A 24521-nucleotide genomic window follows, 5' to 3' on the forward strand; every position below is an offset into this window, starting at 1 on the left:
GCGGGGGTGTCCATTTCATCCATATACTATAAAAAAGAGGAGGAAGTGCCATAGAAAACACACAGCTGATTATTTCGATTTGTATTTATATGGCGGGAATGCTGCTAATCGGCTACTTTGCTTACAAGCGTACGTCGAATCTGACGGATTATATGCTGGGAGGACGCTCTTTGGGTCCGGCAGTAACCGCTCTCAGTGCCGGCGCTGCCGATATGAGCGGCTGGCTGCTAATGGGGCTTCCGGGCGCCATGTTTTCTACTGGTCTGAGCGGCGCTTGGATCGTCATCGGACTTTGCCTTGGAGCGTGGGCGAATTGGCTTTACGTCGCACCGCGGCTGAGAACCTATACTGAAAAAGCGGGGAATTCGATTACAATTCCCGGATTCCTGGAAAATCGCTTCGGAGATCAAACAAAGCTTCTCAGACTGTTTTCGGGAATTGTCATTTTAGTCTTTTTCACGTTTTATGTATCGTCCGGAATGGTGTCCGGCGGCGTCTTATTCAACAGCATCTTGGGGATGGATTATCACACCGGCCTGTGGATTGTGACGGGTGTTGTTGTGGCATATACCCTGTTTGGCGGCTTTTTGGCAGTCAGCTGGACAGATTTTGTTCAGGGGATCATTATGTTTGCCGCACTCATTCTTGTGCCGATCGTTACGTTTTTCCACACGGGAGGAGCAGGTGATACAGTTGCTGAAATCCGCTCTGTAGATCCTGATATGTTTAATATTTTCAAAGGAACGAGCGTCCTTGGCATTATTTCTTTGTTTGCCTGGGGGCTGGGATACTTTGGCCAGCCGCATATTATTGTGCGTTTTATGGCGATCACGTCTGTCAAAGAGATCAAAAGAGCGCGCAGAATTGGGATGGGCTGGATGATTTTGTCTGCAGTAGGCGCAGTGCTGACCGGTTTGGGCGGAATCGCTTATTACCATCAGCGCGGCATGACACTGAAGGACCCAGAGACGATTTTTATTCAATTAGGGAATATCTTGTTCCATCCGATTATCACGGGTTTTCTGATTTCAGCGATTTTGGCCGCGATTATGAGTACAATTTCTTCCCAGCTGCTTGTGACATCAAGCTCTCTAGTAGAAGATTTGTATAAGTCGATGTTCAGACGCTCAGCTTCAGATAAAGAACTGGTGTTTTTAGGCCGACTGGCTGTTCTGGCTGTTTCAATTGTCGCGTTGGTTCTGGCTTGGGAGAAAAATAACACCATCCTTGGATTGGTCAGCTACGCGTGGGCGGGCTTCGGTGCATCATTCGGGCCGGTTGTACTGCTCAGTCTGTTTTGGAAACGAATGACCAAATGGGGGGCACTCGCCGGCATGATTGTGGGAGCAGCGACTGTAATCATTTGGGCGAATGCCGGTCTTTCGGACTTTCTGTATGAAATGATACCTGGTTTTGCTGCGAGTCTATTATCTGTCTTTTTTGTCAGCATATTGACGCAGGCTCCGTCACAAGCTGTCACAGACCAGTTCAACGACTACCAAGATACAATGTCGCAATAAAGATCGAAAGGAGGAGGAAGGGGCTGTCCCTTTTTCCTCTTTTCTCCTTTTAAGCGGCCATTTTTTTCTTTTGGAAACAAACGTATTTTTTTCTATACAAAAAGACCCCGTATGGATATGATTAAAGTAAAAAAAGTATAGGAGAAAAAGGTATGGAAGAGCTTTTAGAGAGAGTTTTTTCATTTTCAGATGTTGATAAGCTGATTGATTTTATTAGCTATGAACTGCAAAAGCCAGTGATACTGGAAAGCGCGGATTTCTTTTTGTTAGCCTATAATTCTTACTATATTAACCATTTTGATTCTGCCAACCAGCAGACTATTTTTTCGAAAAAGTGTCCGGTCCAGATTTTTGAGAGGTTTCTGAAGGACGGAATTATTGAAAAATTGAAAACAGAGCCTGAGCCTTTTCGCGTCAATAAAATTGAAAGCATTGGGTTAAACCAGAGGGTGGTCGTGAGTGCAAAGCACAAAGGGGAAGTCATGGGCTACATCTGGATTCAGGAGCTGGACCAAAATCTGACGGATGAAGAGCTCGACTTTTTGTACGAGACCTCCTTCCATGTCGGGAAAATTATTTATAAAACGAATAAATTGAAACAGGAAAAGGAAGAAAAAGCAGAGGATCTCATCAAACGGGCGATCTATCAGCAATTTACCTCTGAGAAGGAACTCAGACGGGAAGCTGAAAGGATCAACACCGTGCTGCCTTCCATGTTTTCAGTTGTTATCCTGCACGCCGCAAATGGGGATGGGGAAGCGGTAGAGGATTTAAAGGAAAATATCAGGTCGTACCTGAATTTACGGGATAAGGTCAGTCATGTCTTAACGATCGAATCAAATATTGTCATCGTCGTAGCGAGTTTTTCCCAAAAAAGCTCCGTCTCCTCAGCAGCTTCTGAGTTTATTAACAAGCTGTTAACACATTTTCACTTTCAGAAAATACCTACCCCTATTTATATCGGTATCGGAAACGAATATAATCACCTATTAAAACTTGGCAAGAGCTACACAGAAGCACTTGAAGTCATCAAAGCCGCAGAAATCACCGGCAATCAGGAAAACATTCCATATGAATATGCCAAACTCGGCATTTACCGCTATTTAGAAAGCATCGAACAGAAAAATGAATTTTTAGAATACGAGAATAAAGATTTAGCTTTATTAAAAGCAAAAGACGAAGAAAGCAGCACTGAGCTGCTCAAAACCTTGGAAATCTATCTCCTCAACAACTGCAAAACAAAACCAGCGGCGGAACAGCTGTTTATTCACCAAAATACATTGAATTACCGCATCAAACAGATTACTGAGATGACGTCGATCGATTTAAGCGATTTCAGAACGCGGTGCCAGCTCTATCTCGATTTGATGCTGATGAAAAAGAAATAAAAAAGAAACCAGTACTTGTACTGGTTTCGTCTTCACTTAAAATCCTCTGTAAACATACGGATCATCAGGTTTTTTAATGGTATTCCAGTCAGTTACTTTGACGACAGGGAGAGTTGACTTGAATGGCTGGTAATATTCTGAGGCCAGAGTGCCCTTAATGTGAATCCATTCATCATCCTTGATGTCCATGTCCTTCGGAAATTCCACAAGCATCCCGTACACGCCGGAATCAGCGATACAGTGAATGATGCCAAACCTTAATACGAACAGCTGATTTTTGTTAATTGCGTTTCCTTTGTAAGCAAATCCATGAAATTCTATCGTCCGTCCGAGAAATTCACCCGGATAGTTATAGATGGTTTCCATTCCTTTTAGGAAATCGTCATCGGTCAGAGAAATCTCTTTTTTGCTGGAATACTTATTAAACAGCTGTTTCATTTGTTTGTCATAGCTGTCTTGCGCGTAATAAAGGCTGGCATCAGGCCGCAAATACTGTGTTTGGGAGTAGTGATCTCCGCTCTCCATCGCCTTAAACGAAAACCCTTTTGTTTTGACAATGGATGAGTCAAGCGTTGCAATCGGGAAGAAGATGCCTGACACCAAAGGAAAAAGAAAAACAACATAAATCAAATAACGCTGATAAAATGGCTTGTTTTGTTCATGGTCATGCTCGTGATCATGGCCGCACCCGCAATCATGGTCATGGTGATGTCCGCTTTTTTCAGGCGACTTGATAAATAGATATGCTTGGACGGCGGTCAGAATGGCCAGCAGGAAGATCGCAATAAAGGAAAGATAGGCATATTTCATATTGATATATTTTGTTAGATTTCCTGAGGCATGCAGATGATAAAAGAAAAACGTAAATCCCATCAGCACCAATAAACGAAACATCCAATCACCCCTTTACCAGTAGTGATCCCGCTAAAACAATCACGACAATGTATGTAATCAGCAGGAAAACAAATCGTTTTTTGAAGGCCGCAAGCATCATCAATAGATTCTTAATATCCACCATTGCACCAAAGACGAGAAAGGCGATTAACGATCCTAATGAAAACGTGCTGCTGAAGGAAGACGCGATGAACGCATCAACTTCTGAACAAAGCGACAGGACAAACGCCAGACCCATCATCACGAGGGAAGAGGATACATCATTCTGCCCGATCGCAAGCAGAGTGGATGTTTTGACATACGTCTGCATAGCGGCTGCGATAAAGGCGCCGATGATTAAATATTTCCCCACGGAGAAAAATTCATCAATGGCATGCCGCAAGGTCCCGCCCAGTTTTTGGAGCAAGGTGCCGTGATGATGATGGTGCCCGGGTTCATCAGGCTTTAAAAGCTGGGTATCCTTAAATTGATAGGATAAGATGACCCCGATGATCAGCGAAACGGCGAGAGCCAGTCCGCCTCTGTAAAAGACCACGCTCCATCTATTCCCGAACGCAATATAAGTAGAAAATAAAACGATAGGATTAATGATAGGCGCGGTCAGCATGAAAGCAACGCCCGCATGCAGAGGAACTCCCTTTAACAGAAGCCGCCTCGTAATCGGGATGATGCCGCATTCGCAGGCGGGAAATAAAACGCCGGCCAGCGCACCGAATAAAACGGCGAGAAAACGGTTTTTCGGCATGATTCTTGCAATCATTTCTTCAGAAACAAACATTTGAATGATTCCGGAAAGTATGACGCCAATCAGAATAAACGGAATGGCTTCTATTAAAATGCTGATAAAAATAGAATTCAGCTGAAGAAAAGATGATTGTGCTGTCACAATAAAACCTCCGCTCATGTTAAGCTGCCTTTCTTATGATACCAGAAAAAAAGGCACTGCTTGTTTGACGGAGGAAGGGAAAGGATCGTTTCACTTTGGTTAGGATTCCAAAAAGCCGAGTAGGATACTGTCTGTTTCTGCAGCTTCTTTTCCGAGCCAAATCAGGTGCCCCCATGAGTGAAGCAAACAGAGAGCAGCGCCACGAATGTGCTCTTTTGCATGATGTGCATGTGACAAGCCAACCAATCCATCATAAACACTTTGCATAATCAGCACGGGACATATGATGGCTTGCAGGTCTTTTAAAGAGACAGCGGCGGTTTGTGACAAGTCAATCAGAAATCCTTCACCCGAGCGCTGCCGGCTGTTCATTTTCCGAAATGCTTCTATGTCTTTTTCATTCATCAAGGACTTGATTCGCTGAAACGGAAGCGTGCTGAATTGGGGGCTCATAGATCGAAACATCAAACGTGGGAAAGCGTTATTCAAAGAAGAAATCAGCTTCCATATCCACTTTTCCACCGGCGGGCGGAAGAGAATTCTCCCCAATTTATATTCAGTGTCTTTTGGGGTGAGCCACTCTTTGGTGACCGCGGATTGCAGGGTCAATGTATTTACTCTTTCCGGATAATGTGAGGCAAAGCATATGCCGCTCGGCCCTCCTGCTGAGATGGCGATCACATGGACACTGTCGATTTGTAAATGATCTAATAATTTCACATAGAAACGGCAGGCGTTGGCAAGACTTTTTCCAATTTCTTTTGACGTTCGTCCATAGCCGGGCCTTGAAGGCGTAATGATGGAATACCCTTGCTCAATCAACGCTGTGTATCCGAATTCCTCGTAACAATTTGAATGCCCGCCATGCATGACAAGGATGGGGGCACCCTTTCCAGCCACTGAATATTCTAGTGTATGTCCTTCGAAGGTGATCGTTTCGACTCGTCTTTTCATCTGTTACTCCCATTTGTTTTTTTGCCTATTATAGGGTTTTCAACAATTGATCACAAGGTGAAGAAATGAATAAACACAGGCTCGTGAAATATGATATACTTTGTATTGATATTCATTCTCAATTAAAACTTTGATATAGATGTGAACGGGAGGCAGGACGGATGGCTGAGAATCAAGAGGTATATGACGTTACGATAATAGGGGGCGGGCCGATCGGGCTGTTTACTGCTTTTTACTGCGGGATGCGGGAGCTGAAAACAAAGGTAATCGAATTTTTGCCGAAGCTCGGAGGGAAGGTGTCTTTATTCTTTCCTGAGAAAATCATTCGCGATATCGGCGGCATACCGGGGATTGCGGGAAAGCAGCTGATCGAGCAGCTGAAGGAGCAGGCGGCAACGTTTGATCCTGATATCGTATTGAATCAGCGTGTGACCGGGTTTGAACGCCTGAATGACGGCACCATTGTACTGACGGGTTCTGAAGGGGAAAAGCACTATACAAGAACTGTGATTTTGGCTTGCGGCATGGGTACACTTGAGGTCAATGAGTTTGACAGCGAGGATGCGGCCCGATATGCGGGCAAAAATCTTCATTATGGAGTAGAAAAGCTTGATGCATTTAAAGGCAAGCGCGTGGTGATATCAGGCGGCGGAGATACTGCGGTCGATTGGGCTAATGAGCTTGAACCGATTGCGGCGTCTGTGACTGTCGTTCATCGGCGTGAGGAATTCGGCGGAATGGAAAGCAGCGTGACGAAAATGAAACAATCATCGGTGCGGGTGCTTACTCCTTATCGGCTGGAGCAGTTGAACGGAGATGAAGAGGGCATCAAAAGCGTGACCGTTTGTCATACTGAGTCTGGCCAGAGGAAAGACATAGAAATTGATGAGCTGATCATTAATCATGGGTTCAAAATTGATCTCGGGCCGATGATGGAGTGGGGGCTGGAGATTGAAGAAGGAAGGGTGAAAGCTGACAGACATATGCGAACGAATCTTCCGGGCGTGTTTGTGGCGGGCGATGCGGCTTTTTATGAAAGCAAGCTGAGATTAATTGCCGGCGGCTTTACCGAAGGCCCGACAGCAGTCAACAGCGCAAAGGCTTATTTGGATCCTAAGGCTGAGAATATGGCGATGTATTCAACCCATCATAAAAAATTGGTACATAAATAAAACAGCCCTTGGGGGAAAGGGCTGTTTGCCATCAGCTGTGAAGGAGTTTTCTTTCCGCTTGTTGATTTTGGATGAAAGCAAATAATTCATCCTGTTCTTGGATGGCTGTGAATCCATAAGCCCCGGCAGCTGAGTCATCGCCTATACAGACGATAGGGGGCCGGCTTGCTGACGGTTCCGGCGAAATGCCAATTTGTTCGCCACCATTGATCAATTGCTGAACGGACAGCTTGTTTGGGCAAATGACCATGTGCAGCGGGGATTCACTGATGGTACGCTGAATCATGTGGGTGAACCGGTCATCTATGACGTTTTCATGAGTGATATAAAACGAACAGGATTCATGCTTTTGCATGAATTCCACTGCATGGCGGCTCCCGACAACAAGACGTTTTTCTGAATCAGGCTGAATGGCGGTGACAAGAAAGCCCCGTTTTTCAAGCTCCGTCTTTGCTTGCTCAGATGCTGCACTCAGTTCGGCTGTCAGCTGGCGGATGTCGATTTTCTGAGAAGCCAGTGCTCTGAAAAATTCACAAACCGCCCGGCGCGATGTGAAAAAAATGTCTTCAAAGGTGCCAATCTTTCGAAGAATGTCTTCATTGACAGGCATGTTTTCGGTCCGCCATTTCGGCCACTCGATGACATCGGCGCCGGAATCGCGCAGCTTGTCTGCAAGCTGGTCTTCATCTTCGCCATGAGTCACAACCATCAAATGCCGGCCGATGAGCGGTTTGCTTTCAAACCAGCTGTGTGTTTGAAAGTTGACGATGTCTCCAATGACGATAATCGCAGGGTTTGTAATCTGGTGTTCTTGCACTTTTTGCTGAATGTTCTCAAGTGTTCCTTTCACACTCCGCTGGCGGCCCCACGTTCCCCATTGGATGACAATGACAGGGACAGAAGGCGATTTCCCGTATGAAATAAGCTGCTGGCAAATATAAGACAAGTTCTTGACACCCATGTAAAAAACAAGGGTTTGAACGCTTCGGGCCAGCCCTTCCCAGTCAAGGTTCGGCGTGCCTTTTAATGATTTATCATGCGCTGTAATCATGGCAAAAGACGATGCAAAATCCCGATGCGTGACGGGGATGCCCGCATATAGCGGCGCTGCAATTCCAGAGGTGATTCCCGGCACCATTTCATAGCGAATGCCGTGCTCATGAAGAGCATCTGCTTCCTCGCCGACTCTGCCGAATACGCTCGGATCTCCGCCCTTCAAGCGAACGACGGTTAACCCATTTAATGCTTTTTCAACCAGCAGGGCGTTAATTTCTTTTTGTTTCATAAAATGGCGGTCTGGCAGTTTTCCGCAATAAATAAACTGGCAGTCCGGTGATGCAAATTCGAGCAGCTTCGGGTTGGCGAGCCGGTCATATAAAATCACATCTGCTTCCTCGAGCGCCTGTTTTCCTTTGATGGTGAGCAGTCCTGGGTCGCCGGGTCCGGCTCCCACGAAATATACGATTCCGTTCTTCATGATCATGTCATCCTTCCGTCACTGTAAAAAATGAAGGACCACTAGAAAAGTGATCCGGTCTTTTGATCAATATACGAGATAAACATGTTCTCCTTCGATCAGCGTTTCATATGTTTTGACGCATCCGTGGTCAGGTTCTTGGACGATTCCGTCTTCTAAGGAAATTTTCCAGTCGTGCATCGGGCAGAAAACATATTCACCGCTGACGATGCCTTCTGCCAGGACGCCGCCCTTATGCGGACAGCGGTTTTCGATGGCGCGGATGCTTCCGTCTGAAAGCTTGAAAACCGCGAGCTCCTTATCTTCAATATACACTGTTTTGCCTAATTGTTCAGGCAATTCTTCAATTTTTCCGATACATACTTTTGTTACGTCTTTGTTTACCATGTCCATTCCTCCTCAATGATTGTTTTTGTCATTATGATGTGGTCACGACATTTTCAAATAATTCTTTAGAGGTTTGTTTATCCTCTAAAAAGTCTTTCCACGGATCCTTGTGGACAGAGAGTGTTTCATTCATTCGGCCGTTCAGCTCCTGCCGCTTTTCCGGATCGTTTAACACGGATTGGACATGGGATAAACCGACGCGCTCAAGCCATGCGGACGTACGCTCCAGATAGTTTGCGGTTTCCCTGTAATATTGCAGGTAAGCGCCTGCGTATTCTAAGACTTCTTCATTTGTTTTCACCTTCATCAGCAAATCGCCGGCACGCAAATGGGTTCCGCCGTTTCCGCCGACATAAAGCTCCCAGCCTCCGTCGATGCCGACAACGCCAAGGTCCTTAATGCCGGATTCCGCACAGTTTCGCGGGCAGGCAGACACGGCCATTTTGACTTTGTGAGGCGTGTTCAGCCCTTCGAATTTTTTCTCAAGCGCAATGCCCAGTGCCATGGAGTCTTGTGTGCCGAAGCGGCAGAATTGCTCGCCTACACACGTTTTCACTGTGCGGAGCGTTTTTCCGTACGCGTAGCCCGATGGCATATCAAGATCTTCCCATACCTTCGGAAGGTCTTCTTTTTTCACGCCGATAAGATCAATTCGCTGGCCGCCTGTCATTTTCACGAGCGGGATCTCATATTTGTCAACGACATCGGCGATCTTGCGCAAATCTGTGGAGTTGGTCACGCCGCCGTACATCCGAGGAACGACTGAGTATGTTCCGTCTTTTTGAATATTGGCGTGCATTCGTTCATTAACAAAGCGGGATGTCCGGTCATCCTCGTATTTGGTTGGATTGATCATGCCTAAGTAGTAGTTCAGAGCCGGGCGGCATTTGGAACAGCCTTCTGGCGTTTTCCAGCCGAGCACATTCATGACTTCTCTTGTATGTGACAGCCCTTTGGCTTTGATTTCTTCTACGACTTCATCTCTCGACAATGTGGTACAGCCGCAAATGGATTCTTTTTGCGCTGACGCATCAAAGTCTGATCCGAGCGTATGCTGGAGGATTTCTTCTACGAGTGGCTTACAGCCTCCGCATGAGCGGGATGCGCCGGTGCATGCTTTGATTTCGTCCGTTGACGAGCAGCCCTTTTCCTGTATGGCTTGAATAATCGCACCTTTTGACACGCCGTTACAGCCGCAGATGATTTCATCGTCGCTCATCGCTGCGGTTATGCTTGTGCCTGCTTCCTGGCTGAGGGGCTGTAAGATTGATATTTTAGAGGTTTCAGAGATATCGGCTTCTTTTTGAATCATAGAAAACAGGCGATTGCCTTCGCTGCTGTCGCCGAATAAAACAGCACCGACAATTTGATTGCCTCTCAGGACTATTTTTTTATAGATGCCGTCCTGCTCATCGAAGACTTTAATCGCTTTTTTCTCCTCTGATTCGTTAAAGTCACCGGCAGAGAAGACCTCGACGCCTGATACCTTTAACTGTGTGGAGAGAACGGAGCCCTCATACGGTTTTGTTTCGATGCCGCACATATGCTTTGCCAGCACTTTTGCCTGTTCATACAGCGGCGCCACAAGCCCGTAGGCGATTCCTCGGTGCTCGGCACATTCGCCGACCGCGTAAATGTGCGGGATTTCAGTCTGCATATAATCGTTGACGATGATGCCGCGGTTAACCGGAATGCCGCTCTCGGCCCCGAGCGTTGTATTTGGGCGGATGCCGACAGCCATGACGACTAAATCAGCTTCAATGCTTGTGCCATCCTTGAATCGGAGGCCTTCGACACGGTCGTCACCGACAATTTCTTCTGTTTGCTTTTCAAGTAAAAAGGTCATACCTTGTTTTTCTAACTCGTTTTGCAGCAGGCGTCCTGCCGTTGCATCAAGCTGGCGCTCCATCAGGAATGGGGCAAGGTGGATGACGGACACATCCATGCCAAGATTCAGCAGTCCGCGAGCTGCTTCCAAACCAAGAAGTCCTCCGCCGATGACGGCAGCTTTTTTATATTGTTTTGACGCGGCGAGCATTGTGTCTGTATCTTTTATGTCCCGGAAAGCTGTGACGCCTTTTTTGTCTGCGCCCGGAATCGGAAGGATAAAAGGGACCGAGCCTGTCGCCAGGATCAATTCATCGTAAGGCTGGATTCTGTCTGCATCTGTGATGACTGTTTTGTTTTCCGTGTCCACTTTGATGACTGTTTCATTTGTATACAATTGAATGTTGTTTTCTTCGTACCAGTCCCAATCGTTTAACGTAATATCTTTAATATCTGTATCGCCTTGAAGCACTTTTGACAAAAGGATTCGGTTGTAATTGGGATGCGGTTCGGCACCGAAAATTGTGATCTGAAACTCGTCTTTAGCAATACTCAGTATCTCTTCAATGGCCCTTACCCCGGCCATTCCATTACCAACAAGAACTAGCTGTTTTTTTCCCATCAGATGATCCGCTCCTTATCAATGTTTTTTCCAGCGTAGCACAGCAAAAAGGAATATTTAAGATACATGTTATAAAATGTAACAAAATATACGAAAAGTTCTAAAAATTTTATGAAAAATTTAAATAGGTCTGATTCGGACGGCGCATACCTTAAAACCGGGCATTTTACAGGCTGGATCTAAGGCTTCCCCGATTAAATCATTCACATTTTGAGCGTCTGCCCAATGGATGGGAACAAAAACAGTATCTTTTCTGATTTGTTCTGATAATTTGCTGCGGACGGTGATGCTTCCCCGCGGCGATTCTATTTTTACCAGTACACGGTCCTCGATATTGTAGGTCGCTGCTGTTTGCGGATGGATTTCCATAAACGATTCAAAATGTCTCGCGGCAAGGGCGGCGCTTTTTCTTGTTTGGACGCCTGTTAAGTAGTGAGACATGACTCTGCCTGTCGTTAAATAAAGCGGATAATCGGCTGTCGGCTTCTCTTTTGGAACAGGTGGTTCGTTTGGAATCACACTTAATGCCGCTTTTTGATCCGGATGAGCAAATGATTCTGTAAACAAGCGCCCAGTTCCGGGATGATCAGATTCCGGACACGGCCAATGAATGCCGCCTTCACGTCTGAGCCTGCCGTATGAGATGCCTGAATAATCGGCAATCCCGCCTCGGCTCGCTTCTCTCAATTCATTAAAAATATCCTCCGCTGACGTATAAGAAAAGTAGCGGCCCTTGCCGAGAGCGGATGCGAGATCACAAATGATCTGCCAATCATGCTTTGCTTCGCCGGGGCATGGCCGGCTTGCTTCTCTTAATGTCACGCGTCCTTCTACATTTGTCATGGTGCCTTCATCTTCTAAGTAAGAGGAGGCAGGTAAAATCACATCTGCGTATTTCGCAGTCTCAGAAATAAACAAATCGATTGCAACAAAGAATGTCAGTTTCCTTAAAGCCTTTTTCACGAGATTCGCATTTGGGCTGGAGACAGCAGGATTGGAGCACATGAGGAACAATCCTTTGATGTCGCCGTCGTTGATTTTTTCCATCATTTCATAGGCTGAGACACCTTTTCGCGGCAGATCATCCTGATGGATTCCCCACACTTTCGCAACATGTGCCCGGTGTTGTTCGTTTTCAATAGATCGATAGCCCGGAAGCTGATCGGCTTTTTGGCCATGCTCTCTTGCACCTTGCCCGTTGCCTTGTCCGGTGATCGCCCCGTAACCTGAGTAAGGCTTGCCGATTTTTCCTGTGATCAGCACCATGTTTAAGAAGCCTTTCACAGCCGCTGTTCCATCGGTTTGCTGTTCAATCCCGCGGGCTGTAAACAGCATGCCGGACGTTTCCTTGGCAAACTTTACAGCCGCTTTTCTTATATCCACCAGGGGGACACTCGTCTGTTCGGCGATGTCATTCAGGTCCAACGAGTCAGTATGCTGCTTCAGCTCTTCGAATCCATTTGTTCGTGATTGAATGAAATCCTCGTTTATAAGCTGTTCGTCGATGATGATTTTGACGAGACCGTTGGCAAGAGCGGCGTCTGTGCCGGGTTTGATTTTCAAATGAAGATCGGCGATTTTTGTTGTCGCTGTTTCACGCGGATCAATAGCAATGATGTAAGCTCCGTTTTCTTTCGCTTTTTCAAAATACGGCATAATCGTAGGCTGGCATTCCGCGATATTGGTGCCGGCCAGAATGATCACACGGGTGTGGGGAATGTCTGATAAAGGATTCGTTAAGCCTCTGTCTGCGCCGAATGTTTGGTTGGCTGCGGTTGCTGCGGCGGACATACAAAGCCTCCCGTTGTAGTCGATGTATTTTGTCTGTAAGCCCACCCGTGCGAATTTCCCTAACAAATACGCTTCTTCATTTGTAATCGAGGCGCTTCCGTATACCGCCATGGCGTCATGTCCGTGTTCAGTTTGGATCATTGTCACTTGGTCTTTGATATGATTCAGTGCTTCTTCCCAGGAAACAGGCATAAACTCGCCGTTTTTCTTCAGCAGCGGCCGGGTGATGCGGGAGGAGTTCAGGGCATGCTGGTGGGCGTTCATGCCCTTCATGCATAACCTGCCCTGTGTCGTAGGATTATCAATCCCGATTGCAGTATACTTTTTGCGCGTGACGATGGTTTGTTCCACGAGCTGCATTTTGCACTGCATACTGCAAAACGGGCATTGAGTGTCATATGTTTTTTCTGATTGGACGTCTTGCTGTTTATCACGGAAATATCTAAGCAGTCGTTCAGTCAAAATGCCTCATCCTTTCTTATATGCACCCGTCTCTACAGTCGGGTTTTGAATCAGTGACAGATCTGTTTGGAGGCTTTCCAGCAGCTGTGCCCTTAGGTCTTCTTCGAATAGCACTTCTCTGATATGAACGATCCCGAGACGGTCTATCCACTGATGAACACCTTCTAAGTAATGAGCCGTTTCCCGATAATACTGGATCAGTCCTTTGATCATGCCGGCAGTGCTGTCTTCGTTCTCAGTCACGCAAAACAAAGCTCCTGAACGGGCATGAGTTCCCCGGACGCCGCCGATGTGAATGTCCCAGCCAGCTTGTCTCCGAATTGCGCCGACATCTTGCAGGGCGGCATCGGTGCAGTCTGTTTCACATGATAAGCTGATAGAAATGGGAGCGGGTAAGGGAAGCATCTCAAGTTGTCTTTCGATTTGGGCTGCCAGCTGCTGAATTGATCGATTTTGCCCGCATGTACATGCTTTGATGCTTTGCAGCGCGTGTCGGTGTTCATTAGTGTAAACGGGCATCTTCAGGTCTTTTTTTATGTTCGGGAGATCCGCAGGCTTGATCCCGGAAAGCTTCAGCCTTTGGCCGTGAGTGATGGATACGTCGGGAATGCTGTATGCCTCAATGATGTTGGCGATGGTTCTTAGCTGCTCCGCGTTTGTCCGCCCGCCGTACATTTGCGGGATCAGGATGCATGTCTCTTCAGTGGCTGGCTCAGGCTGGACAAACCCAGGGTACAGCATTTCCAGATAGTATTGAATCGCAGGAACACAAGTACTGCATCCGTTTTTTGTTTTCCAGTCAAGCTGGTTCATCACTTCTGCCGGATTAGTGAATGGCCTGCGCTGAAGCTCAGCGATGATGTCGTCTTCTGTAAAATCAGTACAGCTGCAAAACGAAGGTGTGCCGGCGGGCTTCGTATATTCGCTGTTGGTCATGTGCCTCAAAAGGTCTTCAACGAGCGGTTTGCATCCTCCGCAGGACCCAGTGGCTTTGGTGCAGTGCTTGACTTCCTCAACAGTTGTTAAGCTATTCGTGTGCACCGCTTCTTCAATCGCGCCTTTCGTCACTGTGTTGCATTGGCAAATCGTTTCACTGGAAGGCATGGATTCAAATAAAGGGCCGCTTGTCTCCGGTTCGATGATCTGCTTTTTGACAATGGAGATGTCTCGTTGTTTAAGGAGGCTGTCGAGAAGCCGCTGCTTGTCACGGGTGTCTCCGAATAAAATAACGCCGGCCAGTTTTTCATCTACAAAAAGCGCTTTTTTATAAACTCCTGCTTGTTCGTCGTAGATTTTGATGCTCGTCGTGCGTTCATCCTCTTGGATCTTTCCTGCTGACCACACATCGATTCCAGCTATTTTTAACGCCGCTGATAGTGCTGAGCCTTGATATTCCTCACATGGAACGCCGCAAATATGACTGGCGAGCGCTTTTCCCTGCTCATAAAGCGGAGCCACCAATCCGTACACCGTTCCGTTATGCTCAGCGCATTCACCAACGGCGTAGATATTCGGTTCGCTTGTCTGCATGAAGTCATTCACGATGATCCCGCGGTTCACTTTGATTCCAGCGGATACAGCCAATTCAATATTCGGTTTGACGCCGGCCGCCATCACAATCAAGTCTGCTTTTAATGAAGAGCCATCTTTAAAATGGATTCGGTCTGCCTTCGTGGCGCCGGAAATGGAGACGGTGTCTTTCTCCAAAAGAAAGGTTAGGCCTTTTTGTTCCAGCTCTGTTTGCAGCAGCCGCGCCGCTGTTTGATCGAGCTGTTTTTGCATAATGCCGGCGGAGTGGTGAATGACGCTGACATCCATACCGAGATGCTGTAAACCTACTGCAGCTTCCAGTCCTAATAAGCCGGCTCCGATTACCGCAGCCTTTTGAAAGTGCTGGGCCATGTTCATCAGCGCTTGGCAGTCTTCTATTGTCCGAAATCCATAGACACCTTTTTTGTCTGCCCCGGGGATAGGGAGAATATGAGGGGAGGAGCCTGTTGCCACTATTAATTTGTCATACGACAGAGTGCGTTTCCGATCTGTGATGACCTGCTGCTGATCTGTATCAATCTGAATAACCGTTTCGCCTGTGTAAAGCGTGATCCCGTGCTTGTCGTACCAATCCTTGCTGTTCAGTGTAATATCATCGAGTGACGCTTCACCCTGCAATACAGAGGATAAGAGAATGCGATTGTAATTGGGATGCGGCTCGCTTCCGAAAATGACAATCTCAAACATGTGGCGATTCAGCTTTAATACTTCTTCAATACAGCGGATTCCGGCCATGCCGTTTCCCGCTAACACCAATCTTTGTTTCTTCATGTATCAGACCTCCTTTGGCGAAGCTCGTAAGTTTTCTCCTATTAAAAATTATGTCACAATGCATTGTTAACGCATTAAACGTGTCACAAAAACTTACACATGTCTTTTCCAGAAAATAATGGTCCTATATCCTTGATTCAGAAAATGTAAAATAATGAGGGTCTAGAAAGGGGAATCTTATGAAGCTGTCGGAACTGAAAACTAGCGGTCATCCACTCACTTTGCTCTGTTCCTTTTTATACTTTGATGTCAGTTTTATGATATGGGTTATGCTTGGGGCGCTGGGTGTTTATATTTCTCAGGATTTTGGCCTGTCTCCTTTTGAGAAAGGGCTTGTCGTAGCTGTGCCGATTTTATCTGGATCTGTGTTTCGTATCATTCTTGGTATTTTAACGGACAGAATCGGACCGAAAAAAACGGCAGTGATCGGGATGCTGGTGACGATGATTCCGCTGCTTTGGGGGACATTCGGCGGCCGTTCCCTGACTGAGCTGTATGCCATCGGGATTCTGCTTGGCGTGGCGGGGGCAAGCTTTGCTGTAGCGCTGCCTATGGCCAGCCGCTGGTATCCGCCTCATTTGCAGGGACTTGCGATGGGGATTGCCGGAGCGGGGAACAGCGGCACGTTGTTTGCAACCCTGTTTGGCCCTCGTCTGGCAGAGCAGTTCGGCTGGCACATTGTCATGGGAATTGCGCTAATTCCATTATTGATCGTCTTTATTCTTTTTGTATCCATGGCAAAGGATTCTCCTGCACAGCCGGCTCCGCAGCCGCTCAAAAGCTATCTGCATGTGTTCGGGCAAAAGGAAACATGGTTTTTCTGCCTGCTGTACAGCGTCACATTTGGCGGATTTGTCGGGCTCTCAAGCTTTTTATCTATTTTCTTTGTTGATCAATACCAGCTGTCAAAAATTCACGCAGGGGACTTCGTTACATTATGTGTGGCGGCGGGGAGCTTTTTCCGGCCTGTCGGGGGCTTGATTTCGGATCGTGTCGGCGGCACGAAAGTTCTTTCTGTATTGTTTGTCATCGTGGCACTGTGTATGGCCGGAGTCAGCAGCCTGCCATCTCTTTCAATGGTTATTGTTCTATTGTTTGTCGGAATGATGGGGCTCGGAATGGGAAACGGCGCAGTATTCCAGCTTGTACCGCAGCGTTTTCGCAAAGAAATTGGCATGGTGACGGGAATCGTCGGTGCGGCCGGAGGAATCGGAGGGTTTTTCCTGCCGAACATCTTAGGATCTCTCAAACAGATGACAGGCACATATGCTATCGGTTTTATCACGTTTTCCTGTATCGCGCTGCTGGCGTTTGCACTTGTGCTTGCCGCAGGCTATTACTGGCGGAAAAGCTGGAGCGCGGAAAGCAGCCCGGCGGATGTTTAGGATTTTGACGGACACGCGTTTGTGCGTGTCTTTTTTATTTTCTCTTGATTTTCAACAGTGAAAAGATCAAAATAAATAGTAATTATTACGATTTGTTAGCGAGAGGAGTTTTCTGAATGAATCAACATACGCTGCTCCCGAAAAAAACGGAGCGTCTTCAATACTTTGGATCGGTCAGTCCGATCAAAGGCGAGAAACCAGTGGAAAAAGAGAAAATGAAGGACCTGCAAAATATCAGGAAGGATTATTTTTTTGACATTCAGCATGTAGGTGTCGCTAATGTGTCCCATCCAGTCACAATCACTTCTGCCATGATGCCTGCCGAGCAAACAACGGCTGCGAACTTTACAATGACTTGTAATTTGCCGAGAAATCAGAAAGGGATTAACATGAGCCGGTTAACAGAGCTGCTGCAAGTCTATCATCAAAATGGTTGGATTCTCTCATTTTCCTCTCTTCAGCAATTTACGAAAGAGCTTGCAGAAAACATGGACACATCATCTGCCACAGTTGAAGTGAGGTTTCCGTGGTTTTTCGAACGGAAAAGCCCGAAGCTTGAGAAAGCGGGTTTGATGCATGCTGATATATTCATGTCTGTCACCTATCGCAAAGATCAGCCGTTTAAACAGCGTGCCGGCATCTCAGCAAAAGTAACGACTCTGTGCCCTTGCTCCAAGGAAATCAGCGAATACAGTGCCCATAATCAGAGGGGAACGGTCAGCATTTGGGCGGATATTCACCCGGCCGCATCGCTGCCAAGTGATGTTAAAGCTGATTTGCTTCACGCCGCAGAATCAAATGCTTCTGCGAGACTGCATCCGGTATTGAAGCGGCCTGATGAAAAAGCCGTGACAGAAACGGCCTATGAAAACCCGAGATTTGTTGAGGATCTCGTCCGGCTGATTGCTGCTGATTTGTTTGAGCTTGAATGGGTGTCGGCCTTTGAGATTGAATGCCGCAATGAAGAATCGATCCATCTCCACGATGCCTGCGCGAAGCTGCGTTTTTCGAAACAGGTGGATAGAATATGAAACGCTCATTATTCATTATTGCAGTTCTTGTGCCGGCCAGCCTGCTGTCAGCGTGTTCTTATCATACGGAAGAACACGCAAGTTTAAATACGAAGAAAACGGACGAGCACATGACGGCCGCCCGAAAACCAGAAAAAACAAGCATTGATTGGACAAAGCCTTCGGGCGGAGAATACCCGGATATTAAACAGAAGCATGTCTGGATTGATGTGAATGTGAAGGAGCAGAAGGCTTACATCAAGGAAGGAAGCAACACCATCTATACAATGATGATCTCTTCTGGTCTTGATCAAACAAAAGATGATGCTACGCCAAAGGGCTCCTTTTATGTAGAGCCTGAACGGGGAGAATGGTTTTTCTCCGAAGGATACCAGGAAGGCGCAGAATACTGGGTATCATGGAAAAATCACGGTGAATTTTTATTTCATAGTGTGCCAATGACTAAGGATCAAAAAGTCATCAAAACGGAAGCAGAAAAACTAGGAACGAAAGCATCTCACGGATGTATCAGGCTGACCATTCCAGATGCGAAATGGGTATATGAAAATATCCCTGAACATACAAAAGTGGTGATCAGCTGAATTGAAAACCGTTGACAAAAAGGAAAAAAGACCATACAATTTAAATCGTAACAATTACGTTTTATGATAAATGGCTTATCATTGTCTGTGCATCTGTGAAAAGCGGAAAGGCATCGATTAAGGATCTTGCTGTCGGCAAGGGCAGGGATTTGCGATGGGGAAAAGGATTAAACGCGGTTGGAGCCTTTACTGATTTATAAATCGGGCGGCAGCGAGAAATGAGCGCGAAAAGCTGCTCTACACCATTGTACATATGGCAAAGTATACAATTTAAATCGTAATCATTCTATTTTAATGGAGGCATTATTATGAAAAAAATTCCGGTTACCGTACTGAGCGGTTATCTCGGTGCGGGAAAAACAACATTGCTGAACAGCATTCTGCAAAATCGCGAAGGCTTGAAAATAGCGGTTATCGTAAACGATATGAGCGAGGTGAACATTGACGCGGGCTTGGTTAAGCAGGAAGGGGGCCTTTCCAGAACAGATGAAAAGCTTGTGGAAATGTCAAACGGCTGCATTTGCTGCACGCTTCGCGAAGACTTATTAATTGAAGTTGAGAAGCTGGCAAAAGACGGACGGTTTGATTATATCGTCATCGAATCGACAGGAATCAGTGAACCGATCCCGGTGGCCCAGACTTTCTCTTATATCGATGAAGAGATGGGAATCGATCTTACAAAATTCTGTCAGCTGGATACGATGGTGACAGTGGTTGATGCCAACCGTTTTTGGCATGATTATCAGTCAGGCGAAAGCCTTCTGGACCGCAAAGAAGCATTGGGGGAAGAGGATGAAAGAGAAATCGCCGACCTCTTGATCGATCAAATTGAGTTTTGCGATGTACTGATCTTAAATAAATGTGATTTAGTCAGCGAGCAAGAGCTCGAACAGCTTGAAAAAGTTCTTCGTAAACTGCAGCCAAGAGCCAAGTTCATTCGTTCCGTCAAAGGAAATGTAAAACCGCAGGAGATTTTGCATACAGGGTTATTTAACTTCGAGGAAGCGAGCGGATCGGCCGGCTGGATTCAAGAGCTGACGGCAGGCCATGCGGAACACACCCCGGAAACAGAAGAATACGGTATCTCTTCATTTGTATATAAGAGACGTTTGCCGTTTCATTCTACACGGTTTTATCAATGGATGGATCAAATGCCAAAGACCGTGGTTCGGGCCAAAGGAATTGTCTGGTGCGCATCTCATAACAACCTCGCTTTGCTGATGTCGCAAGCAGGTCCGTCGGTTACGATTGAGCCTGTATCTTATTGGGTGGCGGCGCTGCCGAAGCTTGAGCAGGAGCAAGTCAAACAGCAGGAGCCGGAAATCCTGGAGGAGTGGGACCCGGAGTTCGGCGACCGCCTAACGCAGCTAGTTTTTATCGGAACTGACCTGGATGAAGAAACGATCACGAAAGAGCTTGATCAATGCCTGCTGACTGAATATGAATTTGATTCCGACTGGTCGCTGTTTGAGGACCCGTTTAAATGGAAGCTGAATCAATAGAAAAAAAGCCGTCCCCTGGGGAGCGGCTTTTTTTAATGAAACGTTTGTTTAAACATAATGAGCGTATTTTTTCTCAAGGATATTCTGAAAGACCGCGGCAATGGAGCAGATGGCCCAATAAATGAGAGCGATCAGAATATACATGGTCATATAATCAAACTCTCTGCCCCCGATGATTTTCGCATGCTGGAGCAATTCCGGCACTGTAATCATCGCAGCGAGAGATGACGCCTTGATTAAGTCGAGCAACACATTGGCAAGCGGAGGCAGCGCAATACGTATCGATTGCGGCAAAATGATGCCCCTCATCGTCTGCCAATAGGAAAGACCCAGCGAGGATGCGGCTTCCCACTGTCCTTTTTCGACGGATGAAATGGCTGAACGGTTAATTTCCGCAATGTAGGCGGCGCTGTTTAGGCTAAAGCCGATTAAAGCAGCCGTGACCGCGGAAAATTGAATGCCGATATAAGGAAACCCGAAATAAAGGATAAACAAAATCACTAAAATCGGAACGCCCCGCATAAATGAGATATAGAGCTTCGCTGGCCATCTTAACAAAGCAAGCTTAGACATTCTGGCGAGTGATATGAACAGGCCGATCACAGTTCCTGCAAACATGCTTACAAAAGAGATGAGCAGTGTATACCCAATGCCTTTTATGACATAAGGGAACGATTCAATAGCCAGCTTCGTGTTGAAAATATATTCCCATTGAATGCTATTGATCATGGCGTCCGATTATAAATCAACGTCCTGAACGTCGGCATCAATTTTTTTTGATACATCTGCTTTATTGAAGAATTGTTTCGACAGTTTAGTCAAAGAGCCATCCTTGCTCATCTCTTTCAATGCTTCGTTCATCTTTTTCTGAAGTGCCTCATTGCTTTTTTTCATGACAAGGGCCTGTTTGTTCGGCATGTACTTGATGTCAGGATGAATTGTAATGTTGAGATCCGGGAATGCCGCGAGCGCAAGTGTCTGCAGGTAATAGTCGTTTAAAATGACGTCAGTGCGTCCGTTGGCAACATCTTTTAAATATTGCTCATTCGTCGCATTATCATAAATCACTTCTTTGGCGCCGTATTTTCTCGCGACATCCATGTAGACGGTCGTAGCCGCGCCAGCCGCTTTCTTCCCTTTTAAATCCTTAAGCGTTTTAATCCCTGATAAATCGTCTTTTCGGACAATTGCCGTACCGTATGAATATTTATATGGAGTAGAAAATGCGAACTTCTTCTCGCGGTCCTTCGTCACATCGATGTCATTCGCGGCTGCGTCAACCTGTCCGCTGTTCACCGCTGTCAGCATCCCGTCAATGCCCATCTCCTTGAACTCAACCTTCAGTCCCAGGCGTTTTGCCGCTTCACGAACGACTTCAACCTCGTAGCCCGTCAGCTTATCGGAGCCAGAGTCGGTATCATGATAAGAAGTGGGATAAAGCGTACCTGATGTAGCGACTACGATTTTCCCTTTGTCCTTGATTTGCTCCCAGCCTGTATCCTTGGAATCGGCTTCATTTTTGCCGGAACAGGCTGCCAATATAAGAAAGAAAGCCATTGTGAAACTGAATATAACGGCTTTGGATTGCATGAATGATTTCACCTATAGTTCCCCCAATCTGTTAATCAACTAAAAAGATAGCATTGAACATAAGGGGTTGCAATATGTTGATCGCGTTTTCAAAAAGTTCGAATTGTGTATACAAAAGGCATGGGTGGGTATTTAAAAGCGTCTATGAAGGGAAGAGGTGATGAAAAAAGGAGTTGTCCAAGGATGAATGCCAGACGTACCAAGGAAACGCATGTGAAAGTGAAGGATGCCGCAGACCCGTCACTCATCTATGCCAATACCGTAAGAAATGGTCAAGAAGCATGAAATCGATCTTCAGAATAAATTAAAGTCTTGCTGATGCCCCTAAGGCATATGATATATTCGATGAGAAAGAAAATGGAAACATTTAAACCATAATGGGGAGTCAAATGAATAGTTACAAACCAGCCTGTTTGTTCTGCTGTATTCTATTTTGCTGCCGGTGTTTTGGCGCGGTTATCTTATCGGAAAAAGGATCTGCGGAATCAGAATCGTAAAAAAAGACGGATCACAGGTTAGTCTGTTAACAATGTTTTAACAGGTTATTGTAGCCGGCCTGGTTTACTGTATAACCTTCGGACTCGGCTTGATCGCCAGCCTGATTCTGATTGCCGTACGAGAAGACAAACGGACCCTGCATGATTTAATCGCGGGAACATATGTCACTTATGCGACACTAGGTGAAGAGGAACTTAATGCTGACGAAGAGATTAGAAAGAGCGAATAATGGTTCGCTCTTTTTATTTTTATGCATAAAAAATACAAGGCAGCAAAACATATGAAAAATAGGATTGGAGGAATAAACTGGATGAAACGAATAACCATCAACATCATCACAATGTTCATTGCAGCGGCTGTCATTTCTCTGACCGGTACAGCTGAGGCCGCTGAAAAACAGCAGCAGCCTCCCGCAAATGTTACACTGACAGATCAGCAAAAGAAAGAGATTGAACAACTGGAAGCAGAGATTCTTAAAAAGCGCAAAGACGTGATCTCAAAGTATGTACAATACGGTATCCTGCCTAAAGAAAGAGGAGAACACATCAAAAATCACTTGGACAAACACTTTGAAATGATGAAACAAAACGGCTTTGTTCCAAAGCACCATCCTCATCCGCATAAATTTGAAAAAAGACATTAAAATGGTAAGCATCCAATTGGAATTGGGTGCTTTTGCGTTATTTACAGGTAGGCAATATTAGCTGAGCTGTTCCGCGACTAACATCGAGTTGATATGAAACGCGTTTCATAGCCTATGATAGGTTTATCAATAATTCAGGAGTGATAAACACTATGATCCACCAGCATTCAGAATCTTTTCCGAAACATTTTTTGTGGGGCTCTGCTTCTGCAGCGTACCAGATTGAAGGCGCTTGGAATGAAGATGGCAAAGGCCCTTCTGTTTGGGATGTGTTTACGAAAATACCGGGCAAAACGTTTAAAGGAACCAATGGCGACATTGCGGTTGACCATTATCACCGATTTAAAGAAGATGTCGCTCTGATGGCTGAGATGGGGTTAAAAGCATATCGATTTTCCGTCAGCTGGCCACGGGTTTTTCCAAAAGGAAAAGGAGAGATCAATGAAGCAGGTCTAGCGTTTTACGATAGTATGATTGATGAATTGCTTTCTCATCACATCGAGCCGGTTCTGACTTTATATCACTGGGATTTGCCTCAAGCGCTTATGGACGAATACGGCGGGTTTGAATCCAGAAACATCATAGAGGATTTTAATCACTACTGTATTACTCTTTATAAACGTTTTGGAGACAGGGTGAAATATTGGGTTACGTTAAACGAACAGAACTACAATTTTAATCACGGATTTATTACAGCCATGCATCCGCCTGGAGTGAAAGACAGAAAACGATTTTACGAAGCAAACCATATTGCGTTTCTGGCTAATGCAAAAGCCATCGAATCATTTAGAGAATATGTGCCTGAAGGCAAAATAGGTCCTAGCTTTGCTTATTCTCCGGCTTACCCTTTATCAAGCCATCCAGAGGATATACTGGCATTTGAAAACGCCGAAGAATTTACGAACAATTGGTGGCTTGACATGTATTGCAGGGGAACCTACCCGCAAATTCCATTCCGCTACTTGGAAAAACAGGGATGGGCGCCGACAATTGAAGCAGGAGATATGGACCTGCTCGCCAAAGGGAAGCCTGATTTTGTAGGTGTCAATTATTATCAGACGATCACCTATGAACGAAATCCGCTTGATGGTGTGTCAGAAGGGAAAATGAATACGACAGGCCAAAAGGGAACCAATCAGGAGACGGGGATACCCGGAGTGTTCAAAACGAAAAAAAATCCGCATCTGACAACGAGCAACTGGGATTGGACAATTGACCCAATTGGGCTGCGTATCGGTCTTCGCCGAATTACAAGCCGCTATCAGCTTCCAGTGTTTATAACAGAGAACGGTTTGGGTGAATTTGATAAAGTTGAGGACGGCACTGTACAGGATGATTATCGAATTGATTATTTGCGTTCGCATCTTGAGCAATGCAGACAAGCCATCAGTGACGGTGTCGATTTAATCGGCTATTGCAGCTGGTCGTTTACTGATCTGTTAAGCTGGCTGAACGGCTACCAAAAAAGATACGGATTTGTATATGTCAATCGTGATGAAGAAAGCACATACGATTTAAAACGCTTGAAGAAAAAAAGCTTTTATTGGTATCAAGATGTCATCAAGACGAACGGAGAAAGTTTATAAAGA

At 46.0% G+C, this 24521-nt stretch carries 19 protein-coding genes and 3 pseudogenes; 12 read left to right on the forward strand and 10 right to left on the reverse strand.

Annotated elements, in window-relative coordinates:
• Nucleotides 1–98 precede the first annotated feature (98 nt).
• Together putP and putR are read left to right on the forward strand one after the other, a co-directional pair.
• Nucleotides 99–1520: a sodium/proline symporter PutP gene (putP, locus tag MKX38_RS01855; RefSeq protein WP_010886399.1), complete on the forward strand. Its 1422-nt coding sequence runs from the start codon at nucleotides 99–101 to the stop codon at nucleotides 1518–1520.
• A 152-nt stretch (nucleotides 1521–1672) separates the two neighbouring features.
• Entirely contained in the window at nucleotides 1673–2908 is a 1236-nt protein-coding gene (gene putR, locus MKX38_RS01860) for a proline utilization transcriptional regulator PutR (protein ID WP_003234651.1), read from the forward strand.
• A 36-nt stretch (nucleotides 2909–2944) separates the two neighbouring features.
• Here putR and MKX38_RS01865 read toward each other — a convergent pair whose 3' ends face one another.
• The 3 genes from MKX38_RS01865 to MKX38_RS01875 all read right to left on the reverse strand — a co-directional run bounded on the left by MKX38_RS01865 (nucleotide 2945) and on the right by MKX38_RS01875 (nucleotide 5642).
• Nucleotides 2945–3802: a TIGR03943 family protein gene (locus tag MKX38_RS01865; RefSeq protein ID WP_003234649.1), complete on the reverse strand. Its 858-nt coding sequence runs from the start codon at nucleotides 3800–3802 to the stop codon at nucleotides 2945–2947.
• Between the two features lie 4 nt (nucleotides 3803–3806).
• Nucleotides 3807–4688 carry a permease gene (locus MKX38_RS01870; RefSeq protein WP_072557077.1) on the reverse strand — a complete coding sequence of 294 codons (882 nt, stop codon included), beginning with the start codon at nucleotides 4686–4688 and terminating at the stop codon, nucleotides 3807–3809.
• 99 nt (nucleotides 4689–4787) lie between these two features.
• Nucleotides 4788–5642, reverse strand: a complete 855-nt coding sequence (locus MKX38_RS01875; RefSeq protein ID WP_076458386.1) for an alpha/beta hydrolase — start codon at nucleotides 5640–5642, stop codon at nucleotides 4788–4790.
• 161 nt (nucleotides 5643–5803) lie between these two features.
• On the opposite strand from MKX38_RS01875, the gene ffoR reads away from it, so the two are divergent.
• A complete protein-coding gene (ffoR, locus tag MKX38_RS01880; RefSeq protein ID WP_144527514.1) occupies nucleotides 5804–6814 on the forward strand; it encodes a ferredoxin--NADP(+) reductase in 1011 nt (336 codons plus the stop codon).
• A gap of 31 nt (nucleotides 6815–6845) precedes the next feature.
• On the opposite strand, the gene cobA is transcribed toward ffoR, so the two are convergent.
• The 5 genes from cobA to nasB all read right to left on the reverse strand — a co-directional run bounded on the left by cobA (nucleotide 6846) and on the right by nasB (nucleotide 15702).
• Nucleotides 6846–8297, reverse strand: coding sequence for a uroporphyrinogen-III C-methyltransferase (gene cobA, locus MKX38_RS01885; protein ID WP_326248735.1), 1452 nt, complete (start codon nucleotides 8295–8297; stop codon nucleotides 6846–6848).
• A gap of 60 nt (nucleotides 8298–8357) precedes the next feature.
• The gene (nirD, locus tag MKX38_RS01890) at nucleotides 8358–8678 is read right to left on the reverse strand and encodes a nitrite reductase small subunit NirD (protein ID WP_014475751.1); all 321 of its coding nucleotides are present in this window, start codon (nucleotides 8676–8678) and stop codon (nucleotides 8358–8360) included.
• Nucleotides 8679–8709: 31 nt separating this feature from the next.
• Nucleotides 8710–11127 carry an NADPH-nitrite reductase gene (nasD, locus tag MKX38_RS01895; protein ID WP_339188433.1) on the reverse strand — a complete coding sequence of 806 codons (2418 nt, stop codon included), beginning with the start codon at nucleotides 11125–11127 and terminating at the stop codon, nucleotides 8710–8712.
• A gap of 120 nt (nucleotides 11128–11247) precedes the next feature.
• Nucleotides 11248–13380, reverse strand: a complete 2133-nt coding sequence (gene nasC, locus MKX38_RS01900) for an assimilatory nitrate reductase catalytic subunit (RefSeq protein WP_339188435.1) — start codon at nucleotides 13378–13380, stop codon at nucleotides 11248–11250.
• 6 nt (nucleotides 13381–13386) lie between these two features.
• A complete protein-coding gene (gene nasB / locus MKX38_RS01905) occupies nucleotides 13387–15702 on the reverse strand; it encodes an assimilatory nitrate reductase electron transfer subunit NasB (protein WP_256683194.1) in 2316 nt (771 codons plus the stop codon).
• A 179-nt stretch (nucleotides 15703–15881) separates the two neighbouring features.
• On the opposite strand from nasB, the gene MKX38_RS01910 reads away from it, so the two are divergent.
• From MKX38_RS01910 to zinU, 5 genes and pseudogenes are all read left to right on the forward strand, one after another.
• Nucleotides 15882–17087, forward strand: coding sequence for a nitrate/nitrite transporter (locus MKX38_RS01910; protein WP_015252853.1), 1206 nt, complete (start codon nucleotides 15882–15884; stop codon nucleotides 17085–17087).
• A 116-nt stretch (nucleotides 17088–17203) separates the two neighbouring features.
• Nucleotides 17204–18118 carry a GTP cyclohydrolase FolE2 gene (folE2, locus tag MKX38_RS01915; protein ID WP_144500918.1) on the forward strand — a complete coding sequence of 305 codons (915 nt, stop codon included), beginning with the start codon at nucleotides 17204–17206 and terminating at the stop codon, nucleotides 18116–18118.
• Nucleotides 18115–18699: a L,D-transpeptidase gene (locus tag MKX38_RS01920; protein WP_339188437.1), complete on the forward strand. Its 585-nt coding sequence runs from the start codon at nucleotides 18115–18117 to the stop codon at nucleotides 18697–18699. The genes folE2 and MKX38_RS01920 overlap by 4 nt, the downstream gene beginning before the upstream one ends.
• Nucleotides 18700–18794: 95 nt before the next feature.
• Nucleotides 18795–18980 (forward strand): annotated as a pseudogene (locus MKX38_RS01925) (hypothetical protein).
• A gap of 27 nt (nucleotides 18981–19007) precedes the next feature.
• On the forward strand, nucleotides 19008–20201 hold the full coding sequence (gene zinU, locus MKX38_RS01930; protein WP_088325286.1) for a zinc metallochaperone ZinU: 1194 nt from the start codon (nucleotides 19008–19010) through the stop codon (nucleotides 20199–20201).
• A gap of 48 nt (nucleotides 20202–20249) precedes the next feature.
• On the opposite strand, the gene MKX38_RS01935 is transcribed toward zinU, so the two are convergent.
• Nucleotides 20250–20930: an amino acid ABC transporter permease gene (locus MKX38_RS01935; protein ID WP_339188441.1), complete on the reverse strand. Its 681-nt coding sequence runs from the start codon at nucleotides 20928–20930 to the stop codon at nucleotides 20250–20252.
• Nucleotides 20931–20939: 9 nt separating this feature from the next.
• Nucleotides 20940–21803, reverse strand: coding sequence for a transporter substrate-binding domain-containing protein (locus tag MKX38_RS01940; protein ID WP_185184463.1), 864 nt, complete (start codon nucleotides 21801–21803; stop codon nucleotides 20940–20942).
• A 161-nt stretch (nucleotides 21804–21964) separates the two neighbouring features.
• Between MKX38_RS01940 and MKX38_RS01945 the strand changes: the two are divergent.
• The 4 genes and pseudogenes from MKX38_RS01945 to bglC all read left to right on the forward strand — a co-directional run bounded on the left by MKX38_RS01945 (nucleotide 21965) and on the right by bglC (nucleotide 24518).
• Nucleotides 21965–22162, forward strand: a pseudogene (locus MKX38_RS01945) (hypothetical protein).
• A gap of 35 nt (nucleotides 22163–22197) precedes the next feature.
• A pseudogene (locus MKX38_RS01950) lies at nucleotides 22198–22518 on the forward strand (RDD family protein); the annotation flags it as partial.
• Nucleotides 22519–22599: 81 nt separating this feature from the next.
• A complete protein-coding gene (locus tag MKX38_RS01955; RefSeq protein ID WP_015252849.1) occupies nucleotides 22600–22932 on the forward strand; it encodes a YckD family protein in 333 nt (110 codons plus the stop codon).
• 152 nt (nucleotides 22933–23084) lie between these two features.
• On the forward strand, nucleotides 23085–24518 hold the full coding sequence (gene bglC, locus MKX38_RS01960) for a 6-phospho-beta-glucosidase (RefSeq protein WP_339188443.1): 1434 nt from the start codon (nucleotides 23085–23087) through the stop codon (nucleotides 24516–24518).
• The last annotated feature ends 3 nt before the right edge of the window (nucleotides 24519–24521 follow it).

The sequence above is a fragment of the Bacillus sp. FSL M8-0025 genome (assembly GCF_037975475.1).
Lineage (GTDB): Bacteria > Bacillota > Bacilli > Bacillales > Bacillaceae > Bacillus > Bacillus subtilis.

Bases quoted from the DNA above. Each gene is read 5' to 3' on its own strand.
- putP (WP_010886399.1), top strand. From the start codon at position 99: ATGCTGCTAATCGGCTACTTTGCTTACAAGCGTACGTCGAATCTGACG.
- putR (WP_003234651.1), top strand. From the start codon at position 1,673: ATGGAAGAGCTTTTAGAGAGAGTTTTTTCATTTTCAGATGTTGATAAG.
- MKX38_RS01865 (WP_003234649.1), bottom strand. From the start codon at position 3,802: ATGTTTCGTTTATTGGTGCTGATGGGATTTACGTTTTTCTTTTATCAT.
- MKX38_RS01875 (WP_076458386.1), bottom strand. From the start codon at position 5,642: ATGAAAAGACGAGTCGAAACGATCACCTTCGAAGGACATACACTAGAA.
- ffoR (WP_144527514.1), top strand. From the start codon at position 5,804: ATGGCTGAGAATCAAGAGGTATATGACGTTACGATAATAGGGGGCGGG.
- cobA (WP_326248735.1), bottom strand. From the start codon at position 8,297: ATGATCATGAAGAACGGAATCGTATATTTCGTGGGAGCCGGACCCGGC.
- nirD (WP_014475751.1), bottom strand. From the start codon at position 8,678: ATGGTAAACAAAGACGTAACAAAAGTATGTATCGGAAAAATTGAAGAA.
- nasD (WP_339188433.1), bottom strand. From the start codon at position 11,127: ATGGGAAAAAAACAGCTAGTTCTTGTTGGTAATGGAATGGCCGGGGTA.
- nasB (WP_256683194.1), bottom strand. From the start codon at position 15,702: ATGAAGAAACAAAGATTGGTGTTAGCGGGAAACGGCATGGCCGGAATC.
- MKX38_RS01910 (WP_015252853.1), top strand. From the start codon at position 15,882: ATGAAGCTGTCGGAACTGAAAACTAGCGGTCATCCACTCACTTTGCTC.
- folE2 (WP_144500918.1), top strand. From the start codon at position 17,204: ATGAATCAACATACGCTGCTCCCGAAAAAAACGGAGCGTCTTCAATAC.
- MKX38_RS01920 (WP_339188437.1), top strand. From the start codon at position 18,115: ATGAAACGCTCATTATTCATTATTGCAGTTCTTGTGCCGGCCAGCCTG.
- zinU (WP_088325286.1), top strand. From the start codon at position 19,008: ATGAAAAAAATTCCGGTTACCGTACTGAGCGGTTATCTCGGTGCGGGA.
- MKX38_RS01935 (WP_339188441.1), bottom strand. From the start codon at position 20,930: ATGATCAATAGCATTCAATGGGAATATATTTTCAACACGAAGCTGGCT.
- MKX38_RS01955 (WP_015252849.1), top strand. From the start codon at position 22,600: ATGAAACGAATAACCATCAACATCATCACAATGTTCATTGCAGCGGCT.
- bglC (WP_339188443.1), top strand. From the start codon at position 23,085: ATGATCCACCAGCATTCAGAATCTTTTCCGAAACATTTTTTGTGGGGC.